This window comes from Pseudomonas sp. CH235 (assembly GCF_004368175.1).
Taxonomy (GTDB): Bacteria; Pseudomonadota; Gammaproteobacteria; order Pseudomonadales; family Pseudomonadaceae; genus Aquipseudomonas; species Aquipseudomonas paraglycinae.
This window is the reverse complement of the sequence record NZ_RRZJ01000024.1, coordinates 32,996-52,893: the sequence shown is the minus strand read 5'-3', so window position 1 is coordinate 52,893 and position 19,898 is coordinate 32,996. Positions and strand designations below refer to the sequence as shown.

20 protein-coding genes are annotated in these 19,898 nt (G+C 60.5%); 12 read left to right on the top strand and 8 right to left on the bottom strand.

The window, feature by feature from the left end:
- Window positions 1-435: 435 nt before the first annotated feature.
- Together rpmB and rpmG are read left to right on the top strand one after the other, a co-directional pair.
- Window positions 436-669, top strand: a complete 234-nt coding sequence (gene rpmB, locus EIY71_RS21530; RefSeq protein ID WP_003177273.1) for a 50S ribosomal protein L28 — start codon at window positions 436-438, stop codon at window positions 667-669.
- 11 nt (window positions 670-680) lie between these two features.
- A complete protein-coding gene (gene rpmG, locus EIY71_RS21525) occupies window positions 681-836 on the top strand; it encodes a 50S ribosomal protein L33 (protein WP_003177274.1) in 156 nt (51 codons plus the stop codon).
- Between the two features lie 152 nt (window positions 837-988).
- Here the strand turns inward: rpmG and EIY71_RS21520 are convergent, their stop codons facing one another.
- Both EIY71_RS21520 and EIY71_RS21515 read right to left on the bottom strand, forming a co-directional pair.
- Window positions 989-1,195, bottom strand: a complete 207-nt coding sequence (locus EIY71_RS21520; protein ID WP_085746801.1) for a hypothetical protein — start codon at window positions 1,193-1,195, stop codon at window positions 989-991.
- An 84-nt stretch (window positions 1,196-1,279) separates the two neighbouring features.
- Window positions 1,280-1,639, bottom strand: a complete 360-nt coding sequence (locus EIY71_RS21515; RefSeq protein WP_085746800.1) for a cupin domain-containing protein — start codon at window positions 1,637-1,639, stop codon at window positions 1,280-1,282.
- Between the two features lie 235 nt (window positions 1,640-1,874).
- On the opposite strand from EIY71_RS21515, the gene EIY71_RS21510 reads away from it, so the two are divergent.
- Window positions 1,875-3,368 (top strand): aldehyde dehydrogenase, encoded by a 1,494-nt coding sequence (locus tag EIY71_RS21510; protein ID WP_102685870.1) that lies wholly within the window; start codon window positions 1,875-1,877, stop codon window positions 3,366-3,368.
- A gap of 184 nt (window positions 3,369-3,552) precedes the next feature.
- The gene (locus EIY71_RS21505; RefSeq protein ID WP_007954456.1) at window positions 3,553-4,698 is read left to right on the top strand and encodes an MFS transporter; all 1,146 of its coding nucleotides are present in this window, start codon (window positions 3,553-3,555) and stop codon (window positions 4,696-4,698) included.
- A gap of 21 nt (window positions 4,699-4,719) precedes the next feature.
- Here the strand turns inward: EIY71_RS21505 and EIY71_RS21500 are convergent, their stop codons facing one another.
- Together EIY71_RS21500 and EIY71_RS21495 are read right to left on the bottom strand one after the other, a co-directional pair.
- Window positions 4,720-6,288, bottom strand: a complete 1,569-nt coding sequence (locus EIY71_RS21500) for a phospholipase D family protein (RefSeq protein WP_102685869.1) — start codon at window positions 6,286-6,288, stop codon at window positions 4,720-4,722.
- A gap of 60 nt (window positions 6,289-6,348) precedes the next feature.
- Window positions 6,349-7,770 (bottom strand): PLP-dependent aminotransferase family protein, encoded by a 1,422-nt coding sequence (locus EIY71_RS21495; RefSeq protein WP_102685868.1) that lies wholly within the window; start codon window positions 7,768-7,770, stop codon window positions 6,349-6,351.
- Window positions 7,771-7,949: 179 nt separating this feature from the next.
- Here EIY71_RS21495 and EIY71_RS21490 point away from each other — a divergent pair, with 179 nt between their 5' ends.
- Complete coding sequence (locus EIY71_RS21490; RefSeq protein WP_039765237.1) at window positions 7,950-8,195, top strand: DUF1127 domain-containing protein; 246 nt, start codon at window positions 7,950-7,952, stop codon at window positions 8,193-8,195.
- A gap of 107 nt (window positions 8,196-8,302) precedes the next feature.
- On the opposite strand, the gene EIY71_RS21485 is transcribed toward EIY71_RS21490, so the two are convergent.
- Window positions 8,303-9,613 (bottom strand): FAD-binding oxidoreductase, encoded by a 1,311-nt coding sequence (locus tag EIY71_RS21485; RefSeq protein ID WP_134023011.1) that lies wholly within the window; start codon window positions 9,611-9,613, stop codon window positions 8,303-8,305.
- 145 nt (window positions 9,614-9,758) lie between these two features.
- Here EIY71_RS21485 and EIY71_RS21480 point away from each other — a divergent pair, with 145 nt between their 5' ends.
- Window positions 9,759-10,112 (top strand): YkgJ family cysteine cluster protein, encoded by a 354-nt coding sequence (locus EIY71_RS21480; protein ID WP_007954485.1) that lies wholly within the window; start codon window positions 9,759-9,761, stop codon window positions 10,110-10,112.
- A 114-nt stretch (window positions 10,113-10,226) separates the two neighbouring features.
- On the opposite strand, the gene EIY71_RS21475 is transcribed toward EIY71_RS21480, so the two are convergent.
- The gene (locus EIY71_RS21475) at window positions 10,227-10,715 is read right to left on the bottom strand and encodes an Lrp/AsnC ligand binding domain-containing protein (RefSeq protein WP_003177284.1); all 489 of its coding nucleotides are present in this window, start codon (window positions 10,713-10,715) and stop codon (window positions 10,227-10,229) included.
- 154 nt (window positions 10,716-10,869) lie between these two features.
- On the opposite strand from EIY71_RS21475, the gene dadA reads away from it, so the two are divergent.
- The 6 genes from dadA (at window position 10,870) to EIY71_RS21445 (ending at window position 16,962) form a co-directional block, all read left to right on the top strand.
- Window positions 10,870-12,174, top strand: coding sequence for a D-amino acid dehydrogenase (gene dadA / locus EIY71_RS21470; RefSeq protein ID WP_007954487.1), 1,305 nt, complete (start codon window positions 10,870-10,872; stop codon window positions 12,172-12,174).
- Window positions 12,146-12,499: a RidA family protein gene (locus EIY71_RS21465; RefSeq protein ID WP_039765240.1), complete on the top strand. Its 354-nt coding sequence runs from the start codon at window positions 12,146-12,148 to the stop codon at window positions 12,497-12,499. The genes dadA and EIY71_RS21465 overlap by 29 nt, the downstream gene beginning before the upstream one ends.
- A 95-nt stretch (window positions 12,500-12,594) precedes the next feature.
- On the top strand, window positions 12,595-13,668 hold the full coding sequence (gene alr, locus EIY71_RS21460; protein ID WP_085746795.1) for an alanine racemase: 1,074 nt from the start codon (window positions 12,595-12,597) through the stop codon (window positions 13,666-13,668).
- 88 nt (window positions 13,669-13,756) lie between these two features.
- A complete protein-coding gene (locus EIY71_RS21455) occupies window positions 13,757-14,305 on the top strand; it encodes a cupin domain-containing protein (protein ID WP_003229444.1) in 549 nt (182 codons plus the stop codon).
- 181 nt (window positions 14,306-14,486) lie between these two features.
- Window positions 14,487-14,903: a cytochrome c5 family protein gene (locus EIY71_RS21450; RefSeq protein ID WP_085746794.1), complete on the top strand. Its 417-nt coding sequence runs from the start codon at window positions 14,487-14,489 to the stop codon at window positions 14,901-14,903.
- Window positions 14,904-15,039: 136 nt separating this feature from the next.
- On the top strand, window positions 15,040-16,962 hold the full coding sequence (locus EIY71_RS21445) for an acetyl-CoA hydrolase/transferase C-terminal domain-containing protein (protein WP_134023009.1): 1,923 nt from the start codon (window positions 15,040-15,042) through the stop codon (window positions 16,960-16,962).
- A 137-nt stretch (window positions 16,963-17,099) separates the two neighbouring features.
- Here EIY71_RS21445 and EIY71_RS21440 read toward each other — a convergent pair whose 3' ends face one another.
- Complete coding sequence (locus EIY71_RS21440) at window positions 17,100-17,672, bottom strand: xanthine phosphoribosyltransferase (protein ID WP_003229440.1); 573 nt, start codon at window positions 17,670-17,672, stop codon at window positions 17,100-17,102.
- Between the two features lie 57 nt (window positions 17,673-17,729).
- Window positions 17,730-19,739, bottom strand: a complete 2,010-nt coding sequence (gene rep, locus EIY71_RS21435; RefSeq protein ID WP_085731399.1) for a DNA helicase Rep — start codon at window positions 19,737-19,739, stop codon at window positions 17,730-17,732.
- Between the last annotated feature and the right edge of the window lie 159 nt (window positions 19,740-19,898).

Sequence of the window (19,898 nt, the reverse complement as noted above, 5' to 3'; positions counted from 1 at the left end):
TTTACAGATCGAAGGCCCATCTGCAAGTGCAGTCTGGAAAAGGTCTACCCTAGTGGTCGCGATTGCAAATGACTATCCCCTTTTTGCATTTTCGGGGCTGCGCGGCTGAGGATTTGTCGGAAGAGGCGATGGGAAAAGTCCCGATCGCGGGTATGATCGGTTTTCTTCGACGAATGGTAAAAATTGCCGGCAGCCTTTGCCCAAAGCGCTTTCAGCCGGAAAAAGCGGCTTTTTAGCCATTCTTTCCACACGGAAAGTTGTTGCTCCGTGGTCTTTCTGGTATAAAGCAGCGCTCTTTTCTAGGGGCCCGGTTCCTTCGCTTGTAGGTGTAGCCGGTAAGACCTCTAAAGAATCGCGGCGCCTGGCGCCACAATGACTAGAGATTAAGCGGCCAACCCATGCCGGGTTGGGCATGTGGTTTTAGAGGGCTGAGGCATGTCTAGAGTATGTCAAGTTACCGGTAAGGGTCCGGTGACTGGGAACAACATTTCCCACGCAAACAACAAAACCCGTCGTCGTTTCCTGCCGAACCTGCAGCATCACCGCTTCTGGGTTGAAGAAGAGAAACGTTTCGTACGCCTGCGCGTTTCCGCCAAAGGCATGCGTATCATCGACAAGCGTGGCATCAGCGTTGTGCTGGCCGAGCTGCGTCGCGACGGCAAGGTTTAAGGGAGCTAATCATGCGTGAATTGATTCGTTTGATCTCGAGCGCCGGTACTGGTCACTTCTACACTACCGACAAGAACAAGCGTACTACCCCGGACAAAATCGAGATCAAGAAATATGATCCGGTTGTTCGCAAGCACGTGATCTACAAGGAAGGCAAAATCAAGTAATTGATTTTTCCCGACTTACGAAAAAGGCCCGTATCTCACGATACGGGCCTTTTTTGTTGTCCGGCAATTGTGGTGGCCGGTGGGATCGCGACAAAAAAGGCCTGCATCTCGCGATGCAGGCCTTCGAAAGGTAAGCCTTTCAGTGGCGCCAATTATTCGTGGATCTGAAACGACAGGATCTTGCCCTCGTTGCAGATGAAGATGTCTACGGTCCTATACCTGGCCCGGAGGTTATCTGGCCCTTGAATTGGCCCGTTGGCGGTGAAACCGGTCAGTTCGTTGATATAGGCCTTTACGGTCTCTACATACGGGGTGCCGATCAAGTGGTGAATCTTGTTGAAAGCTTCTATTTTGGTCATGCCGCATTTCCTTATACGTGACGGGAATGTCCTTATGGACGACCCGATTTTCAACCCGTCAGCATTCGGTCGTGCGTTACATAGTTATTTTTCTTCGAAGATCACGTAGATCTTGCGGCAAGCCTCCAGCACTTCCCAGGTGCCACGAAAGCCGGCCGGAATCACAAAGCGGTCGCCGACACGCAGGGTCTTGGCATTGCCTTCACTGTCACGCAGCACCGATACGCCCTGCAGGATTTCGCAGTATTCGTGCTCGGTGTAATTCACCGTCCACTGACCTACCGCACCTTCCCACACGCCGACACCCATTTGCCCGCAAGGGCTGTCGTACTGATTGAACACCGCTTGCTCGGGATCACCCTTGAGCACTTTGGCCGGGTCCGGGCGATAGCGTTCGGCTTCGGTTGTGGTCAGGCTGATGTCGACGACGTTCTGGATGTTCATTGTTGTTTTCTCCCGTGATGACGGCGCGATGGCGTGAAAGGGCCAAAGTCTATGTTGATTAAATTGAACGCCGCAAGGCCGTATGGCGAGCTTATGTCAAATATATTGAAACAACCCCGGTCGCTGGTTTAGGGTGGCGGATGCCTTGGGCCGAAAAGCAGGCTGGCCGGGCAGTATTCCTGAGGACGACCGCGACGATCGCGGCGCTCGTATTGAACAAGAGGAGGACACTCGAATGACCACCCTGACTCGTGCCGACTGGGAACAACGCGCCCGCGACCTGAAGATCGAAGGCCGCGCCTACCTTAATGGCGAGTACACCGATGCCGTCTCCGGCGAGACCTTCGAGTGCATCAGTCCGGTCGATGGCCGTCTGCTGGGCAAGATTGCCAGCTGTGACGCCGCCGACGCTCAGCGCGCCGTGGAAAACGCCCGCGCCACGTTCAATTCCGGCGTCTGGTCGCGCCTGGCGCCGACCAAACGCAAAGCCACCATGATCCGTTTCGCCGGCCTGCTCAAGCAGCACGCCGAAGAACTGGCCCTGCTCGAAACCCTCGACATGGGCAAGCCGATCAGCGATTCGCTGTACATCGACGTGCCGGGCGCTGCGCAAGCCCTGAGCTGGAGCGGTGAGGCGATCGACAAGATCTACGACGAAGTCGCCGCTACGCCGCACGATCAACTGGGTCTGGTGACCCGTGAGCCAGTGGGCGTAGTTGGCGCTATCGTGCCGTGGAACTTCCCGCTGATGATGGCCTGCTGGAAACTCGGCCCGGCCCTGTCGACCGGCAACTCGGTGATCCTCAAGCCGTCGGAAAAATCCCCGCTGACCGCCATCCGCATTGCCGAACTGGCCGTTGAAGCCGGCATTCCGAAAGGCGTGCTGAACGTACTGCCAGGTTACGGCCACACTGTCGGCAAGGCGCTCGCTCTGCACAATGATGTCGACACTCTGGTGTTCACCGGTTCGACCAAGATCGCCAAGCAACTGATGATCTATTCCGGCGAATCGAACATGAAGCGCGTCTGGCTGGAAGCCGGCGGCAAGAGCCCGAACATCGTGTTTGCCGATGCTCCGGATCTGCGAGCCGCCGCCGAATCCGCCGCCAGCGCCATCGCCTTCAACCAGGGCGAAGTCTGCACCGCAGGTTCCCGTCTGCTGGTCGAGCGTTCGATCAAGGACAAGTTCCTGCCGATGGTGATCGAGGCGCTGAAAACCTGGAAGCCTGGCAACCCGCTGGATCCGGCCACCAACGTTGGCGCGCTGGTCGATACCCAACAGATGAACACCGTGCTTTCCTACATCGAGTCGGGACACACCGACGGCGCCAAACTGGTGGCCGGCGGCAAGCGCATTCTTCAGGAAACCGGTGGCACCTACGTCGAGCCGACGATTTTCGACGGCGTGAGCAACGCGATGAAGATTGCCCAGGAAGAGATCTTCGGCCCGGTGCTGTCGGTCATTGCGTTCGATACCGCTGAGGAAGCGATCAACATCGCCAACGACACGCCTTACGGCCTGGCGGCAGCGGTCTGGACTCAGGACATTTCCAAGGCGCACCTCACCGCCAAGGCCCTGCGTGCCGGCAGTGTGTGGGTCAACCAGTACGACGGCGGCGACATGACCGCACCGTTCGGCGGCTTCAAGCAGTCGGGCAACGGTCGCGACAAGTCGCTGCACGCCTTCGACAAATACACCGAGCTGAAGGCGACCTGGATCAAGCTGTAAATCGCTGAGGGAGCCTGCCGAGGTGGGCTCCCGAACGATACAAAGATCCCTGTGGGAGCGAGCTTGCTCGCGAAAGCGGTGTATCAGTCAGCACATTTGCTGAATGTGAAACCGTTATCGCGAGCAAGCTCGCTCCCACAGTGTTTTGTGGTGCACATAAAAATTATCCACAGGAGCGTGGACCATGCGTTGGGCGACGTATTTCGCCGTGTTGGCGTCTGTCTTGAGTGTTGGCCTGGCCCTCGGTGTCAGCATGCCGCTGGTGTCGTTGCGCCTGGAGGGCTGGGGCTACGGCTCGTTCGCCATCGGCGTGATGGCGGCGATGCCGGCCATTGGCGTGTTGCTGGGGGCGAAAATTTCCAGTCATCTGGCCGCTCGTTTCGGTACCGCGAACCTGATGCGCCTGTGCCTGTGGGCCGGGGCACTGTCCATCGGTCTGCTGGCGCTGCTGCCGAGCTACCCGATCTGGCTGGTGCTGCGGCTGATGATCGGGGTGATCCTGACCATCGTGTTCATCCTCGGCGAGAGCTGGATCAATCAACTGGTGGTCGAGCACTGGCGCGGGCGATTGGTCGCGCTGTATGGCAGCAGTTATGCGCTGAGCCAACTGTCTGGTCCGTTGCTGTTGGGCGCACTCGGTACCGATCACGATTATGGTTTCTGGGTAGGTGTCGGTCTGCTGATCGCTTCGCCGTTTCTGCTGCTGGGTCGCAGCGGCGCGCCAAGCAGCGAGGCCAGCAGCGTGACCTTCGGTGATTTGTGGGGTTTCGCTCGCGAACTGCCGGCCATCGCCTGGGCGGTGTCGCTGTTCGCCGCGTTCGAGGCGATGATCCTGACCCTTTTGCCGGTGTATTGCCTGCAACAGGGCTTCACCGCCGAAATCGCGCTGGCGATGGTCAGCACCGTGGTGGTGGGCGATGCGCTGCTGCAATTGCCCATCGGTGCGCTGGCCGATTATCTGTCACGGCGGACTCTGTTCACCGGCTGCGCTGTGGTGCTGATGCTGTCGAGTCTGGCGATCCCGATGCTGCTCGACACTTTGCTGATCTGGCCGCTGTGGGTGCTGTTCGGCGCCAGTGCCGGTGGCTTGTTTACTCTTTCGCTGATTTTGATCGGCGAGCGCTACCGCGACGATGCGCTGGTGCGGGCGAATGCGCATGTTGCTCAGCTGTGGGGTGTCGGTTGTCTGATCGGGCCGTTGATGGCGGGGGCTGGCAGTCAGTGGATCAGCGGGCACGCATTGCCGTGGCTGATGGCGGCCGGGGCGTTCGGGCTGGTGATTCTGCTGTCGCGGCAAGGGGCGTTCGGCAAGGTGCCGGAGCCCGCCTGATATGCCGGCTGGAGCGGGCTGTTACAGCATCCGCTCCAGTCCCACGGTGGTGCTGAACCACGCATTGAAGCGCCGCCACCAACTCCCCGGCTCCTTGGTCAGCGTGTGCATCTGACCGTTGTCCTCGGTGACCCACACCACTTTTCCGTCCTGCAGTTTCGCTTCGTAGCTGAGCGCTGGCGCCATGCCTTGCAAGGCCAGTTCGCGTACGTGGGCTGCCAGTTCGGGACTGTCCACCAACACCCCGACTTCGGTGTTCCACAGCACCGAGCGCGGGTCGAAATTGAACGAGCCGATGAACGATTTTTTGCCGTCGAAGATCATCGCCTTGCTATGCAGGCTCGAGTCCGAGCCACGATAGGACTTGCTGTAAAACAGGTGCGGGCCGCTGCCATAGTTATCCCCAGGCTGGCGCCGCAGCTCAAACAGCTTCACGCCATGTTCCAGCAGCGCCTTGCGATACGGCGCATAACCGCCGTGCACCGCTGGCACATCGGTGGCTTCCAGCGAGTTGGTCAGCAGGCTCACCGACACGCCGGCATCAGCGCGACCGGTCAAGTAGACCAGTCCCGGCTGTCCCGGCACGAAGTAGGCAGAAATCATCACCAGTTCTTTGCTGACACCCGTGAGCTCCGGTGCCAGTTGGGTCGTCAGCAGCAATTGCGGTTCGGGTTCGCCCTTGGCCAGTACCTTGCTCGGCGCATCCCACAGCGCCTGGTTCCAGGCCCAGATCAGCTCTTTGCGCCAGATATCCATGCGCGGGTCGGTGCGGTAGGTCATCAACTGCTGATACAGCGCGTGATTCTGTTTGCGGGTTTCTTCGAGGGATTCTTCCAGGCGTGTGCGGGTGTTCTGCAGGTCTTTGGCCGAGGGTTTGCTGGAGAGGAATTCGTCGATCGGCTTGCTCAGGGCACTGTTCCAGTACTGGTCGAAACTGTGCCCGAGCTGTTCGGCGACCGGCCCGACACTCAGCATGTCGATATCGGTGAAATTCAGGTTGGGCTCGGCATCGAAGTATTCGTCGCCCAGATTGCGCCCGCCAACGATGGCCGCGCTATTGTCCGCCAGCCACAACTTGTTGTGCATCCGCCGGTGTTGCAGCGACAGGTTGAACAGCCGCCCGGCCGCCCGGGTCACGCCGGTGCTGCGCCCCAGGTGCAGCGGATTGAACAGGCGAATCTGGATCTGCGGATGTGCCGCCAGGGTGGCGATGATCAGGTCGAGGCCGTCGCTGGTGGTGTCGTCCAGCAGGATCCGCACCCGCACGCCACGATCGGCGGCCTTCAACACTTCCTCCACCAGCATTCGCGTACTGATGCCGTCATGGACGATGTAGTACTGCAAGTCGAGGCTGCGTTGTGCGTTGCGGATCAGCTCGGCGCGAGCGGTAAAGGCTTCGGTGCTGTTGGACAGCAGGCGAAAGCCGGACTGGCCCTTGTAGGGCGCCGCCTGGGCCTGGATCGAACGGCCGAACGCGGAGTCGGCCGCCGGCAACGCCTGGCTCGGTTCGCGCGGTACGTCGATAGACGCACAACCGCCAAGGAACGTGGAGAGTACCAGCAGAGCGGGTAGGGGCTGTCTGAAGCTCACGTGGGATCGTTCCGGTTGGCGGCAGGGTTGGGCATATGGACGCTGTTTGCTCGTGAAAAGTCAGTCGGCTTCGGCCAGCAGTCTGATCGCTGCCGCACCGACCTTGCGCACTGCCTCTTCGATCAAAGCTGTCGGTTTGGCAGCGTAGTTCATGCGCAGGCAATTGCGGTACTTGCCCGAGGCGGAAAAGATGCTGCCGACGGCAATCTGTACGCCCTGATCGTGCAGCGCACGATTCAGTTTCAGCGTATCGAAACCTTCCGGCAGTTCGACCCAGAGCATGAAGCTGCCTTGCGGACGGCTCGCGCGGGTACCGGCCGGGAAGTAACGCGTCACCCAGTCGATCATCACGTCGCGATTGCGCTGGTATTGCGTGCGCATCCGCCGCAAATGCGGTTCGAAGTGCCCGGCTTTTAAGAATTCGGCGATAGCAATCTGCGGCTGGGGCGCAGTGGAGCCAGTGCTGATGTATTTCATGTGCAGCACGCGTTCGAGATAGCGACCGGGCGCGACCCAGCCGATGCGCAATCCCGGCGCGAGCGTCTTGGAAAATGAACTGCAGAGTAAGACTCGGCCATCTTCGTCGAAGGATTTGATCGTGCGCGGACGCGGGTAGGTGTAGGCCAGTTCGCCATACACGTCGTCCTCGATGATCGCCACGTCGAAGCGCTGGGCCAGGTTGAGCAGGGCACGTTTGCGCGACTCCGGCATGATGTAGCCGAGCGGGTTGTTGCAGTTGGGCGTGAGCTGGATGACCTTGATCGGCCATTGCTCCAGCGCCAGTTCCAGCGCTTCGAGGCTGATGCCGGTGAGCGGGTCGGTGGGGATTTCCAGGGCTTTCATGCCCAGCCCTTTGAGGGTCTGCATGGCGCCGTGGAAGCTTGGCGAATCCACCGCGACGATGTCACCGGGCTCGCAGATTGCGTGGATGCTGGTAGACAGCGCTTCATGGCAACCGGTGGTGACCACCAGATCGCTGGCGCTCAACTGGCAGCCGGAATCGAGCATCAGCCGGGCGATCTGTTCGCGCAGTTCGAGGGTGCCGTGGATGTTGTCGTAATACAGACCGGGCATGTCCTGACGGCGACTGATACGGGCCAGTCCGCGCAGCAGCGGCTTCATCGTCGGCGACGAGATGTCCGGCATGCCGCGACCGAGTTGCACCACGTCCTTGCGCGGCACCGCGCGAATCAGTTCCAGCACCTGATCCCACTGGGAAATCTCCACCGGCCGTTGCGCGGGGCGCCCGACTGCCGGCAGTTCGGGCAACTCACGCCCGACCGGCACGAAGTACCCGGATTTGGGTTTCGGCGTGGCCAGGCCGCTGTCTTCCAGCATCCGATAGGCCTGCTGCACCGTGCTCAGGCTGACTCCGTGTTCTACGCTCAAGGCGCGCACCGAGGGCAGGCGATCACCAGGACGGTAGAAGCCTTGTTCGATGCGGGTGCCGAGCAACTCGGCGAGATTCACATAGAGCGTCATGGCACTGCCTCGATGCAGATGATTCGTTAAACCAGTACAGATGCGGCGTAAATCGACAATTCAGTCTCAGAGACAGCAAATCTGTATGGAAATAATACAGATGTGTTGAATCTGTAATGCTTTTGCTCGCCCGCGCATCATGGAATCTCTGGCTACCCAAGTAAACAGGAGCAATGAAAATGAACGGTTTGAGCGATGTGCGGCTGACGTTACACAGTCAGGAACTGGAGGCAGGGCAACAGGACAATGCGCGCAACGAGAGCATGTGCAACGCACCGTCCGGCCTGAGTCGCTGGGACCTGTTCTGGCATCGTCTGCACACGCGCAAGGCGTTGCTGCGCCTGACGCCGGAACAGCTCAAGGACATCGGGCTGACCCGCGAGCAGGCGCTGGAGGAAGGGTTGAAGCCGTTCTGGCGGATTTAGAGGGATCGTTCCCACGCTCTGCGTGGGAACGCCGCCCCGGACGCTCTGCGTCCGCTGTGATGCAGAGCGTCACTGGATGCATTCCCACGCAGAGCGTGGGAACGATCTCAGACCAACTCTTTAAGCCGGTGCCACAACATCCCCAACGCCAGCAGCGGCGAGCGCAGATGCTTGCCGCCGGGGAAGGTGATGTGTGGCACTTTAGCGAACAGGTCGAAGCCGCCGCTGTGCTGACCACTGATGGCCTCGGCCAGCAGCTTGCCTGCCAGGTGCGTGGCATTCACGCCATGGCCGGAATAGGCCTGGGCGTAATACACGTTCGGCTGGTCGGCGAGCCGGCCTATCTGCGGCAGACGGTTGGCACCGATGCCGATCATCCCGCCCCACTGATAATCGATCTTCGCTGACGCGAGCTGCGGGAACACCTCCAGCATCTTCGGCCGCATGTAGGCGCCGATGTCTTTCGGATCACGCCCCGAGTAATGGCAGGCGCCGCCGAACAGCAGGCGACGGTCCGCCGAGAGCCGGTAGTAATCGAGCGCCACCCGCTGGTCGCAGACAGCCATGTTCTGTGGCAGCAGGGCGTGGGCCTGTTCTTCGCTCAGGGGTTCGGTGGCGATGATGTAGCTGCCGGCCGGCAGTACCTTGCCGCTGAGTTGCGGATTCAGATTGTTGAGGTACGCGTTACAGCCCAGCACGAGCGTCTTCGCCCGTACCGAGCCTTGTGCCGTGTGCACCCTTACTTCGGGGCCATAGTCGATGCGGGTGACCGCCGATTGTTCGAACAGTTTGACGCCCAGTTGTTGCGCCGCTGCGGCTTCTCCGAGTGCCAGGTTCAGCGGGTGCAGATGCCCGGAACCCATGTCGATCAAACCGCCGACGTAGCGGTTGGAGCCGACTACGGTGTGCATCTCGTTCGCTTGCAGCAGGCGGATTTCGTAGCGGTAACCGAGGCTGCGCAGCTCTTCGGCGTCTTCGGCAAAGCCTTCCAGATCGGAAGGTTTGTTGGCGAGGTCGCAGTAACCCCAGGTCAGGTCGCAGGGAATCTGAAATTTTTCGACGCGCTGGCGGACGATTTCCACCGCTTCCAGGCCCATGAGTTTCATTTGACGCAGGCCGTCGGCGCCGATCACGTTGGCGAACTGATCGAGGCCGTGACCGACCCCGCGAATCAGTTGCCCGCCGTTGCGTCCGCTGGCGCCCCAGCCGATCCGGTGCGCTTCCAGCAGCACCACGCTCAAACCCCGTTCAGCCAATTCCAGCGCCGTGTTCAGCCCGGAGAAACCTCCACCGACCACGCACACGTCGGCGATCAGTTCACCTTTCAGCACCGGATGGTCGGGCTGCGGCAAGCTGCTGGCGGCGTAATAAGAGGCAACGTGGGGTTGGCTCGCGGTGGCTTGGGCGCGGGCATTCATGGGCGTCATCCTGAGCGGGTGTCGAGAAAATTTGACGGAGCATAAGCCGCAGGCCCGAGGCCGGGCAACATTGGTCGGCCCGTGGTGTCTGGATCACGGCTTTTGCGGCACAATTGCCGCCTATTCCGCTCCGGTTACCGCTGCAATGAGCTGCAACAGTCAGAAAATCCGCACCCTGCGTCAGCAGATTCCCACGTTCGAATGCGTGCCGGGCTGTCATGACTGTTGCGGGCCGGTGACCACCTCACCCGAGGAAATGTCCCGCCTGCCGCGCAAGACCCGCGCCGAGCAGGACGCAGCGATGGAAGAGCTCAACTGTGTGCACTTGGGACCGAATGGCTGCACGGTGTATGACGAACGGCCGCTGATCTGCCGGTTGTTCGGCACCACCCAGACCTTGCCGTGCCCCAACGGCCGGCGACCGGTGGAACTGATTCATCCACGGGTCGAGAAGCAGGTGTTCGAGTACATGGCCGAAAACCGGCAGGTGCTGGTCTGACTCTGATCGTTCCCACGCTCTGCGTGGGAATGCAGCCCGGGACGCTCCGCGTCCCTTCCAAAGCCGAACGCGGAGCGTGGGAACGATCCAGTGGGCAGGTACTGGTCTGAGCGATCAGTCCGGAATCGGCAGGCTCAGGCTCTCTTTCACTTCTTCCATCACGATGTAGCTCTTGGATTCACGCACGTGCGGCAGCTTGAGCAGGATGTCGCCCAGCAGCTTGCGGTACGAGGCCATCTCGGAAATCCGCGCCTTCACCAGATAGTCGAAATCCCCTGACACCAGATGGCATTCCAGCACGTGGGGCAATTTCAGCACCGCACGTCGGAACTCTTCGAAAGTATCGCCGGATTTGTAGTCGAGGCTGATCTCGACGAACACCAGGAGACTACCCTTCAAGTGCTGCGGATTCAGGCGGGCGTTGTAGCCCATGATGATCCCCTCGCGCTCCAGGCGCCGCACCCGCTCCGTGCAAGGCGTGGTGGAGAGCCCGACCTTCTCGCCCAGCTCGGTAAATGAAATCCGCCCGTCCGCCTGCAGGATCCGCAAGATGTTGCGGTCGATCTTGTCCAGCTCACGTTTGGTCTGAGTGTTGGTACGCATAGGGGATGCGCCTCCGTGAAAAGGGTTTTTGCCGAGAATTGTCGCCAAATATAGGCGCTTATACAGTGAAAAGCACTGGCAAATCTTTTTTACACTGCGCGCATCATTGCTCTAACAACAGACGTACGCGGCACGCCGCGATGAGGGATACAAAATGCGCGTTATGGTCTTGGGTAGCGGCGTCATCGGTACCGCCAGTGCTTACTATCTGGCCCGTGCCGGGTTTGAAGTGGTGGTGGTCGACCGGCAGCCCGCCGCGGCCATGGAGACCAGTTTCGCCAACGCCGGCCAGGTCTCGCCGGGCTATGCCTCGCCGTGGGCCGCGCCGGGCGTACCCCTCAAAGCCATCAAGTGGCTGCTGCAACGCCACGCACCGCTGGCGATCAAGGCCACCGCCGACATCGACCAGTACCTGTGGATGGCGCAGATGCTGCGCAACTGCACTGCCAACCGTTACGCGGTGAACAAGGAGCGCATGGTGCGTCTGTCCGAGTACAGCCGCGACTGCCTCGACGAATTGCGCGCCGAAACCGGCATCGCCTACGAAGGCCGCAGCCTCGGTACGACCCAGTTGTTCCGCACCCAGGCGCAACTGGATAACGCCGCCAAGGACATCGCTGTATTGAAAGAGTCCGGCGTACCGTTCGAAGTGCTCGATCGTGCCGGCATTGCCCGCGTCGAACCGGCTCTGGCCGGTGTCACCGACATCCTCGCCGGTGCCCTGCGCCTGCCGAACGACCAGACCGGCGACTGCCAGATCTTCACCACCCGCCTCGCCGAAATGGCCACCAAGCTCGGTGTGGAGTTCCGCTTCGGCCAGGATATCCAGCGGCTCGACTTCGCCGGTGACCGCATCAACGGCGTGTGGATCGACGGCAAGCTGGAAACCGCTGACCGCTACGTGCTGGCCCTCGGCAGCTACTCGCCGCAACTGCTCAAGCCGCTGGGCATCAAGGCCCCGGTGTATCCGTTGAAGGGCTACTCGCTGACCGTGCCGATCACCAACCCGGCGATGGCCCCGACTTCGACCATTCTCGACGAGACTTACAAAGTCGCGATCACCCGTTTCGATAACCGCATCCGCGTCGGCGGCATGGCGGAGATCGCCGGTTTTGACCTGTCGCTGAACCCGCGTCGGCGCGAAACCCTGGAGATGATCGTCAACGACCTTTATCCTCAGGGCGGCAATCTGGCCGAAGCGAGTTTCTGGACCGGCCTGCGTCCAACCACCCCGGATGGCACGCCGATCGTCGGCGCCACCCCGTTCAAGAACCTGTTCCTGAACACCGGTCACGGCACCCTCGGCTGGACCATGGCGTGCGGCTCCGGTCGCTTGCTGGCTGATTTGATGGCGAAGAAAAAGCCGCAGATCAGCGCCGAAGGCCTCGATATTTCCCGTTATGGCAACACCACCCAGGAGTCCGCAAAGCATGGCAATCCAGCGCCAGCTCACCAATGAGCGCATGAGTCAGATCGTCAGCCACAACGGTACGGTGTATCTGTCCGGGCAGGTCGGCGATGACTTCAACGCCGGTGTCGAACAGCAGACCCGCGACGTACTCGCCAATATCGAGCGCCTGCTCGATCTGGCCGGCACCGACAAACAGCACCTGCTGTCGGCGACGATCTACCTGAACGACATCGAGGCGCACTTTGCCGGCATGAATTCGGTGTGGGATCAGTGGCTGCCCAAAGGCGCCGCCCCGGCCCGTGCCACGGTTGAAGCGAAGATGGCCAAGCCGAGCATCCTGGTCGAGATCTCCATCGTCGCCGCGCTGCCGTAACCCGTTGTAAAGATCCCTCTCCCGGTGCTGTTGGCGGTTCACGCCGTCAGCCAGCGCCGGTTTTTATTCCCATGACCGCCAAGAAGTCTGCTGCCATGCGTCCTGCCCGTGCCCTGATCGACCTTCAAGCCCTGCGTCACAACTACCGTATCGCCCGTGAAGTCACCGGTGCCAAGGCACTGGCGGTGATCAAGGCCGATGCCTACGGCCATGGCGCAGTGCGTTGCGCCCAGGCGCTGGAGGCTGAAGCGGACGGCTTCGCGGTGGCGTGCATCGAAGAAGCCCTGGAACTGCGTGCCGCCGGGATTCGCGCGCCGGTGCTGTTGCTCGAAGGCTTTTTCGAGGCCGATGAGCTGGCGCTGATCGTCGAGCACGATTTCTGGTGCGTGGTGCATTCGCTGTGGCAGCTCGAAGCGATCGAGCAGGCGGCGTTGGGCAAACCGATCACCGTATGGCTGAAGCTCGATTCGGGCATGCACCGTGTGGGCCTGCATCCGAAGGATTACCCGGCGGCTTATCAGCGTCTGCTGGCCAGCGGCAACGTAGCGAAAGTCGTGCTGATGAGCCACTTCGCCCGGGCCGATGAGCTGCACGAGCAGAGCAGCGCCGAGCAGGTTGCCGTGTTCGAAGCCGCGCGTCAGGGCCTGGCCGCTGAAGTCAGCCTGCGCAATTCGCCGGCGGTGCTGGGCTGGCCTCAGATTCACAGCGACTGGGTGCGTCCGGGCATCATGCTCTACGGCGCCACTCCGTTCGAAGAAGCCAACGCCGTGGCCGAGCGCCTGCAACCGGTGATGACCCTGGAATCGAAAGTCATCAGCGTGCGCGAGCTGCCGGCCGGCGAACCGGTGGGTTACGGTGCGAAATTCATCACCGACAAACCGATGCGCATCGGCGTGGTCGCCATGGGTTACGCCGACGGTTATCCGCGTCAGGCGCCGACCGGCACTCCGGTACTGGTGGCCGGTCAGCGCAGCCGCATTCTTGGCCGGGTGTCGATGGACATGCTGTGCATCGACCTGACTGACGTGCCGCAAGCCGGCCTCGGATCGACTGTCGAGTTGTGGGGCAAGAACATCCTCGCCAGCGATGTGGCGAAGTGGGCGGACACCATTCCTTACCAGATCTTCTGCAACCTGCGCCGGGTGCCAAGGCTCTATTCCGAGGGTTGAAGCGCTAGCGGGGCCCAAGTGTTGTAAATACTGAACGCTGTCGCCATGATAACGCTCAATATTTCTACAACATCAGGAGGCTCCAGCCTTGGACGTCGGTGAACGACTGCAATCGATCCGCAAGCTCAAAGGGCTTTCCCAGCGTGAACTCGCCAAGCGCGCGGGCGTCACCAACAGCACCATTTCGATGATCGAAAAGAACAGCGTCAGCCCTTCGATCAGTTCGCTGAGGAAAGTTCTTGGCGGGATTCCCATGTCCATGGTCGAGTTCTTTTCCGAAGAGATCCTGCAGGAAAAACCGACCCAGATCGTCTACAAGGCCAACGAGCTGATCGACATTTCCGACGGCGCCGTGACCATGAAACTGGTCGGCCGCGCGCACCCGAGCCGGGCCATCGCGTTCCTCAATGAAATCTACCCGCCGGGCGCGGATACCGGCGAGGAAATGCTCACCCACGAAGGCGAGGAAACCGGAATTCTGGTGGAAGGGCGCCTGGAGCTGGTGGTGGGCCTTGAAACTTTTATCCTCGAAGCCGGCGACAGCTACTACTTTGAAAGTACCAAGCCGCATCGTTTCCGTAATCCGTTCGATGCACCGGCGCGACTAATCAGCGCAGCCACGCCGGCGAATTTTTAAACAAAGAGGCGCCAGGCCATACCGGCGAGGCACCCGAAACGTTTTTCCACAGCGCGATATAACCCCTTCGACTTTGGGGTTGTTTCAGTGAAGCGGGCTAACCGCTATACTTGCGCCCGCCTGCGAACCGTGGCCGCAGGCGTGAATAGCCACCATTGAGGGTGAACGCGTGAACCTAATTATGAAAATGCTGGCTGCACCAGCAACCGTACTGGCCCTCTGGGCTGTCAGCGCTCAAGCTGCGACGAATGACGACATTGCCAAACGCCTTGAGCCGGTCGGCCAGGTGTGTGTTCAAGGGCAAGAGTGCAAGGGGATGGAAGTCGCTGCTTCGGCAGGCGGCGGTGGCGGCGCCAAGACGCCGGACGAAGTGATTGCCAAACATTGCAACGCTTGCCACGGCTCCGGCCTGTTGGGCGCGCCGAAAATCGGTGACACCGCAGCCTGGAAAGAGCGCGCCGATCACCAGGGCGGCCTCGACGGCATCCTGGCCAAGGCCATCACCGGCATCAACGCCATGCCGCCGAAAGGCACCTGCGCCGATTGCTCGGACGACGAGCTGAAGGGCGCGATCCAGAAGATGTCCGGCCTGAAATAAGCCGCGCTTCTGACGAAAAAAACCGTCTTCGGACGGTTTTTTTGTGCCCGCGATTCGGGCCTGAGGCTGTTCTTTGCAGCAAACAACCGGCAATCTCGGTCGTACCTCTATTCACGGAACGGGCAGGAGGCTTCAGATGGTGCAGTTGTGTTCGATCGAACAGGCAGTGGACGACGTGCTGGCGCGGTTGCCGGCGCACATCCACATGGGCCTGCCGCTGGGGCTGGGCAAACCCAATCCCTTCGTCAACGCGCTGTACCGGCGTATTGCCGGATTGCCCGAACGGCAACTGACGATTTACACCGCCTTGTGCCTCGGCCGTCCGGCCTTGGGCGATGGTTTGCAGAAGCGCTTCATCGAACCCTTCGTCGAGCGGGTGTTCGGTGATTACCCGGAACTGGAATTTCTCGCCGACCTGCACCGTGACAGCCTGCCGTCCAACATCCGCATCGAGCAATTCTTCATGCAGCCCGGCAGTCTGCTCAACAGCGCGCCGGCCCAGCAGGATTATGTCAGCAGCAATTACAGCCACGCCGCCCGTGATATCAACGCCGCCGGCCTGAACCTGGTGGCGCAGTTGCTCGCCAGCAGCAGCGAACACCCGGATCGTCTGAGCCTGAGCTGCAACCCGGACATCACCCTCGACCTGTTCCCGATGATCGCCAAACGCCGGGCAGCGGGGGAAACGATCCTGCTGGTCGGCCAGGTGCACAGCGAGTTGCCGTACATGCCGGGTGACGCCGAAGTCGACATCGATACCTTCGACCTGCTGATCGACGAGAAAGACAGCAGCACGCTGTTTTCCACGCCGAACATGCCCGTCGGGTTTCAGGATCACTTCATCGGGTTGCACGCCAGTACGTTGATACGCGATGGCGGTACCTTGCAGATCGGCATCGGCTCTATGGGCGATGCGCTGACCGCTGCATTGCTGGCCCGCCAGGCCGACAACGCCGGATACCAGGACTTGCTGGCCGATGTGAACCTCAGCCAGTGGGCGCAGTTGATCGAACGCGAGGGCGGCATCGAACCCTTCGCCAAAGGCCTGTACGGTTGCAGCGAAATGTTCGTCAACGGCCTGCTGGTGCTGGCCGAAGCCGGGATCATCCGGCGCAAGGTCTACCCGGATGTACAGACTCAGCAGCAAGCCAACGCCGGGACCCTCGACGAAGCGGCGCAAACCGACGGCCTGTCGATCCACGGCGGTTTCTTCCTCGGGCCGCGCAGTTTCTATGAACGCTTGCGTGAGTTGCCGCTGAGCAAACGGCTTGAATTCAACATGACCCGCATCAGCTACATCAACGAGCTGTACGGTCAGGAAGAACTCAAACGTCTGCAGCGTCTGGATGCGCGGTTCATCAACACCGTGTTCACCATGACCCTGCTGGGTGCCGGGGTGGCGGATCAACTGGAAGACGGGCGGGTACTCAGCGGCGTCGGCGGGCAATACAACTTCGTTGCCCAGGGGCATGCGTTGCACGATGCGCGCTCCATCCTGCTGCTGCGCAGCTGGCGCGAATCCGGTGGCGATGTCAGCTCGAACATTGTCTGGGAATACGGCCATTGCACGATTCCACGGCACCTGCGCGATATCGTGGTCACCGAGTACGGCATCGCCGATCTGCGCGGCAAGTCGGATGCGGTGGTGATCGAGGCGTTGCTCAATATCAGCGATTCACGCTTCCAGCAGGGCCTGATCGAGCAGGCGCAGAAGGTCGGCAAGCTGCCGAAGGATTTCCGTCTCGATCCTCGTTTTGCCGACAACACCCCGCAACGCTTGCAGGCGATTGCCGCGCGGCATCCGAACCTGTTTCCGGAGTATCCGCTGGGCTGCGACTTCACTGAGGTCGAGAAGGATCTGTTGCGGGCGCTGAACTGGCTCAAGAGCAAATTCAAGCTGACCGAGATTCTGGAGCTGGGCAAGGCGGCGCTGGATGCGCCTGAGGCTTCGCTGTATCCGGAGCATCTGGCGCGCATGCAGCTCACTGATCCGGAAGGTCTGAAGGAAGACCTGTTTCAGCGGTTGTTGCTAACGGGCCTGAAGGCCACCGCGCAATAACAAACAACAAAAAACCTGTGGGAGCGGGCTTGCCCGCGATGGCGGTTTATCACTCAACTAGGATGTTGAAGGATATGGCCCCATCGCTGGCAAGCCAGCTCCCACAGGTATTGCAGTGTGTTTGCGCCTATCAGCGATTACTCGATGAAAGTCACCACGCCATCCTTCAGCGACTTCACGCGAGCCAGCGACTCGACGCGGTAACCCTGCGAATCCAGTTCCGCACGGCCGCCCTGGAACGACTTCTCGATCACGATGCCCAGGCCCGCGACGGTGGCGCCGGCCTGCTTGATGATCGAGATCAGCGCCTGGGACGCCTTACCGTTGGCCAGGAAGTCGTCGATGATCAGCACGCGGTCGCTGCTGGTCAGGTGACGCGGGGAGATGGCCACGGTGCTTTCGGTCTTCTTGGTGAACGAGTAAACGGTGGCCGACAGCAGGTTTTCAGTCAGGGTCAGGGACTGTTGCTTGCGGGCGAAGATCACCGGCACGCCGAGGTTCAGGCCGGTCATGATCGCCGGGGCGATGCCAGAGGCTTCGATGGTGACGATCTTGGTGATGCCCGAATCCTTGAACAGCGTGGCGAATTCGTCGCCGATCAGCTTCATCAGGGCCGGGTCGATCTGGTGGTTCAGGAAGGCGTCGACCTTCAGGACCTGGTCGGAAAGCACAATGCCTTGTTCGCGGATTTTCTGGTGCAATGCTTCCATGAAGCTGTCCTCATTTGACGCTTTGTGCGTCGAAGGTCTAGTAAAAAGTGGTCAATTCTAGCGCTTTAACATCGCGCGTATATCAGCCAATGCGCTGTTGCCCCGCACGGCTTTGACTTCGGTCGGTGTGTCGTCGTTGCCTTCCCAGGCCAGGTCGTCCGGCGGCAGCTCATCGAGGAAGCGGCTTGGCGCGCAGTCGATGATCTCGCCGTACTGTTTGCGCTTGGCGGCGAAAGTAAACGCGAGGGTCTGGCGCGCGCGGGTGATGCCCACGTAAGCCAGGCGGCGTTCTTCTTCGATGGTGTCGGCTTCGATGCTGGAGCGGTGCGGGAGGATTTCCTCTTCCATGCCCATGATGAACACGTAAGGGAATTCCAGGCCCTTGGACGCATGCAGGGTCATCATCTGCACGCCTTCGGCGCCGTCTTCCTCTTCCTGCTGACGTTCCAGCATGTCACGCAGGACGAGTTTGCCGATGGCGTCCTCGACGGTCATTTCGCCGTCTTCGTCTTTTTCCAGGGTGTTCTTCAAGGCTTCGATCAGGAACCAGACGTTGCTCATCCGGTAGTCCGCAGCCTTGTCGCTGGAACTGTTGGTGCGCAGCCAGTTCTCGTAGTCGATGTCCATGACCATGCTGCGCAGGGCGGAGATCGGGTCTTCGCCGGCGCATTGCTCGCGCACCTTGTCCATGAAGCGCTTGAAGCGCGACAGGCGATCAGTGAAGCGGCTGTCCAGATGCTCGCCCAGGCCGAGTTCGTCGGTGGCGGCGTACATCGAGATCTTGCGTTCGGTGGCGTAGTTGCCGAGTTTTTCCAGGGTCGTCGAGCCGATTTCACGGCGCGGCACGTTGATCACCCGCAGGAAGGCGTTGTCGTCGTCCGGGTTCACGATCAGGCGGAAGTAGGCCATCAGGTCTTTCACTTCCTGACGCCCGAAGAAGCTGTTGCCGCCGCTCAAACGGTATGGCACTTGATGGTGCTGCAGTTTCAGCTCGATCAGCTTGGCCTGGTAGTTGCCGCGATAGAGGATCGCGAAATCGCTGTACGGGCGGTCGGTGCGCAAGTGCAGGCTGAGGATTTCCATGGCCACGCGCTCGGCTTCGGCGTCCTCGTTGCGGCAGCGGATCACGCGGATCTCGTCGCCGTGGCCCATTTCACTCCACAGCTGCTTTTCGAATTCGTGCGGGTTGTTCGAGATCAGCACGTTGGCGCAGCGCAGGATGCGGCTGGTGGAGCGGTAGTTCTGCTCCAGCATCACCACTTTCAGGGACGGGTAGTCGTCCTTGAGCAGCATCAGGTTTTCCGGCCGCGCGCCACGCCAGGCGTAGATCGACTGGTCGTCGTCGCCCACCACGGTGAACTGGTTACGCTTGCCGATGAGCATTTTCACCAGCAAATACTGGCTGGCGTTGGTGTCCTGGTATTCGTCGACCAGCAGGTAACGCACCTTGTTCTGCCACTTTTCGAGGATGTCGGCGTGCTCTTCGAAGAGTTTAACCGGCAGCAGGATCAGGTCGTCGAAGTCCACCGCGTTGAACGCCTTGAGCGTGCGCTGATAGTGGGTGTAGACGATGGCGGCGGTCTGTTCCTTGGGGTTACGGGCGTTTTCCAGGGCCTCGGCCGGCAGGATCAGATCGTTTTTCCAGGCGCCGATCATGTTCTTGATCTCGTCGACGCCGTCGTCGCCTGCATATTCCTTCTGCATGATGTCAGTCATCAGCGACTTGACGTCGGTTTCATCGAAGATCGAGAAACCGGGTTTGTAGCCCAGCCGTTCATGTTCCTTGCGGATGATGTTCAGGCCCAGGTTATGGAAGGTGCAGACCGTCAGGCCGCGACCTTCGCCTGCACGCAGCAGGGTGCCGACCCGTTCCTTCATCTCGCGCGCGGCCTTGTTGGTGAAGGTCATGGCGACGATGTATTGGGCACGGATGCCGCAGTTCTGGATCAGGTGCGCGATCTTGCGCGTGATCACACTGGTCTTGCCGGAGCCAGCACCGGCGAGCACCAATAGAGGGCCGCCGACGTAGTTCACGGCTTCTTGCTGCCGGGGATTGAGTCGGGACATACGAAAATTCGGGAGTCGTTGACGAAATGGGCCGGCATTTTAACAGGCTCAGCGATTTGTGCTGCTCTCTCCGACTTGTGACGCAACACGCGATTCAAATTTGCCGGTTTTGTTACTTTCACGCAGGATGCGCGGTGATTTTGCGGCTAATGTTCTCAT

Coding starts and splice junctions, on each gene's coding strand:
- EIY71_RS21505 (WP_007954456.1), top strand. CDS start 3,553: ATGCGTTGGGCGACGTATTTCGCCGTGTTGGCGTCTGTCTTGAGTGTT.
- EIY71_RS21495 (WP_102685868.1), bottom strand. CDS start 7,770: ATGACGCTCTATGTGAATCTCGCCGAGTTGCTCGGCACCCGCATCGAA.
- EIY71_RS21520 (WP_085746801.1), bottom strand. CDS start 1,195: ATGACCAAAATAGAAGCTTTCAACAAGATTCACCACTTGATCGGCACC.
- EIY71_RS21475 (WP_003177284.1), bottom strand. CDS start 10,715: ATGCGTACCAACACTCAGACCAAACGTGAGCTGGACAAGATCGACCGC.
- EIY71_RS21445 (WP_134023009.1), top strand. CDS start 15,040: ATGGTGCAGTTGTGTTCGATCGAACAGGCAGTGGACGACGTGCTGGCG.
- alr (WP_085746795.1), top strand. CDS start 12,595: ATGCGTCCTGCCCGTGCCCTGATCGACCTTCAAGCCCTGCGTCACAAC.
- EIY71_RS21490 (WP_039765237.1), top strand. CDS start 7,950: ATGAACGGTTTGAGCGATGTGCGGCTGACGTTACACAGTCAGGAACTG.
- rpmG (WP_003177274.1), top strand. CDS start 681: ATGCGTGAATTGATTCGTTTGATCTCGAGCGCCGGTACTGGTCACTTC.
- EIY71_RS21450 (WP_085746794.1), top strand. CDS start 14,487: ATGAAAATGCTGGCTGCACCAGCAACCGTACTGGCCCTCTGGGCTGTC.
- dadA (WP_007954487.1), top strand. CDS start 10,870: ATGCGCGTTATGGTCTTGGGTAGCGGCGTCATCGGTACCGCCAGTGCT.
- EIY71_RS21465 (WP_039765240.1), top strand. CDS start 12,146: ATGGCAATCCAGCGCCAGCTCACCAATGAGCGCATGAGTCAGATCGTC.
- EIY71_RS21485 (WP_134023011.1), bottom strand. CDS start 9,613: ATGAATGCCCGCGCCCAAGCCACCGCGAGCCAACCCCACGTTGCCTCT.
- EIY71_RS21480 (WP_007954485.1), top strand. CDS start 9,759: ATGAGCTGCAACAGTCAGAAAATCCGCACCCTGCGTCAGCAGATTCCC.
- rpmB (WP_003177273.1), top strand. CDS start 436: ATGTCTAGAGTATGTCAAGTTACCGGTAAGGGTCCGGTGACTGGGAAC.
- EIY71_RS21440 (WP_003229440.1), bottom strand. CDS start 17,672: ATGGAAGCATTGCACCAGAAAATCCGCGAACAAGGCATTGTGCTTTCC.
- EIY71_RS21510 (WP_102685870.1), top strand. CDS start 1,875: ATGACCACCCTGACTCGTGCCGACTGGGAACAACGCGCCCGCGACCTG.
- rep (WP_085731399.1), bottom strand. CDS start 19,739: ATGTCCCGACTCAATCCCCGGCAGCAAGAAGCCGTGAACTACGTCGGC.
- EIY71_RS21515 (WP_085746800.1), bottom strand. CDS start 1,639: ATGAACATCCAGAACGTCGTCGACATCAGCCTGACCACAACCGAAGCC.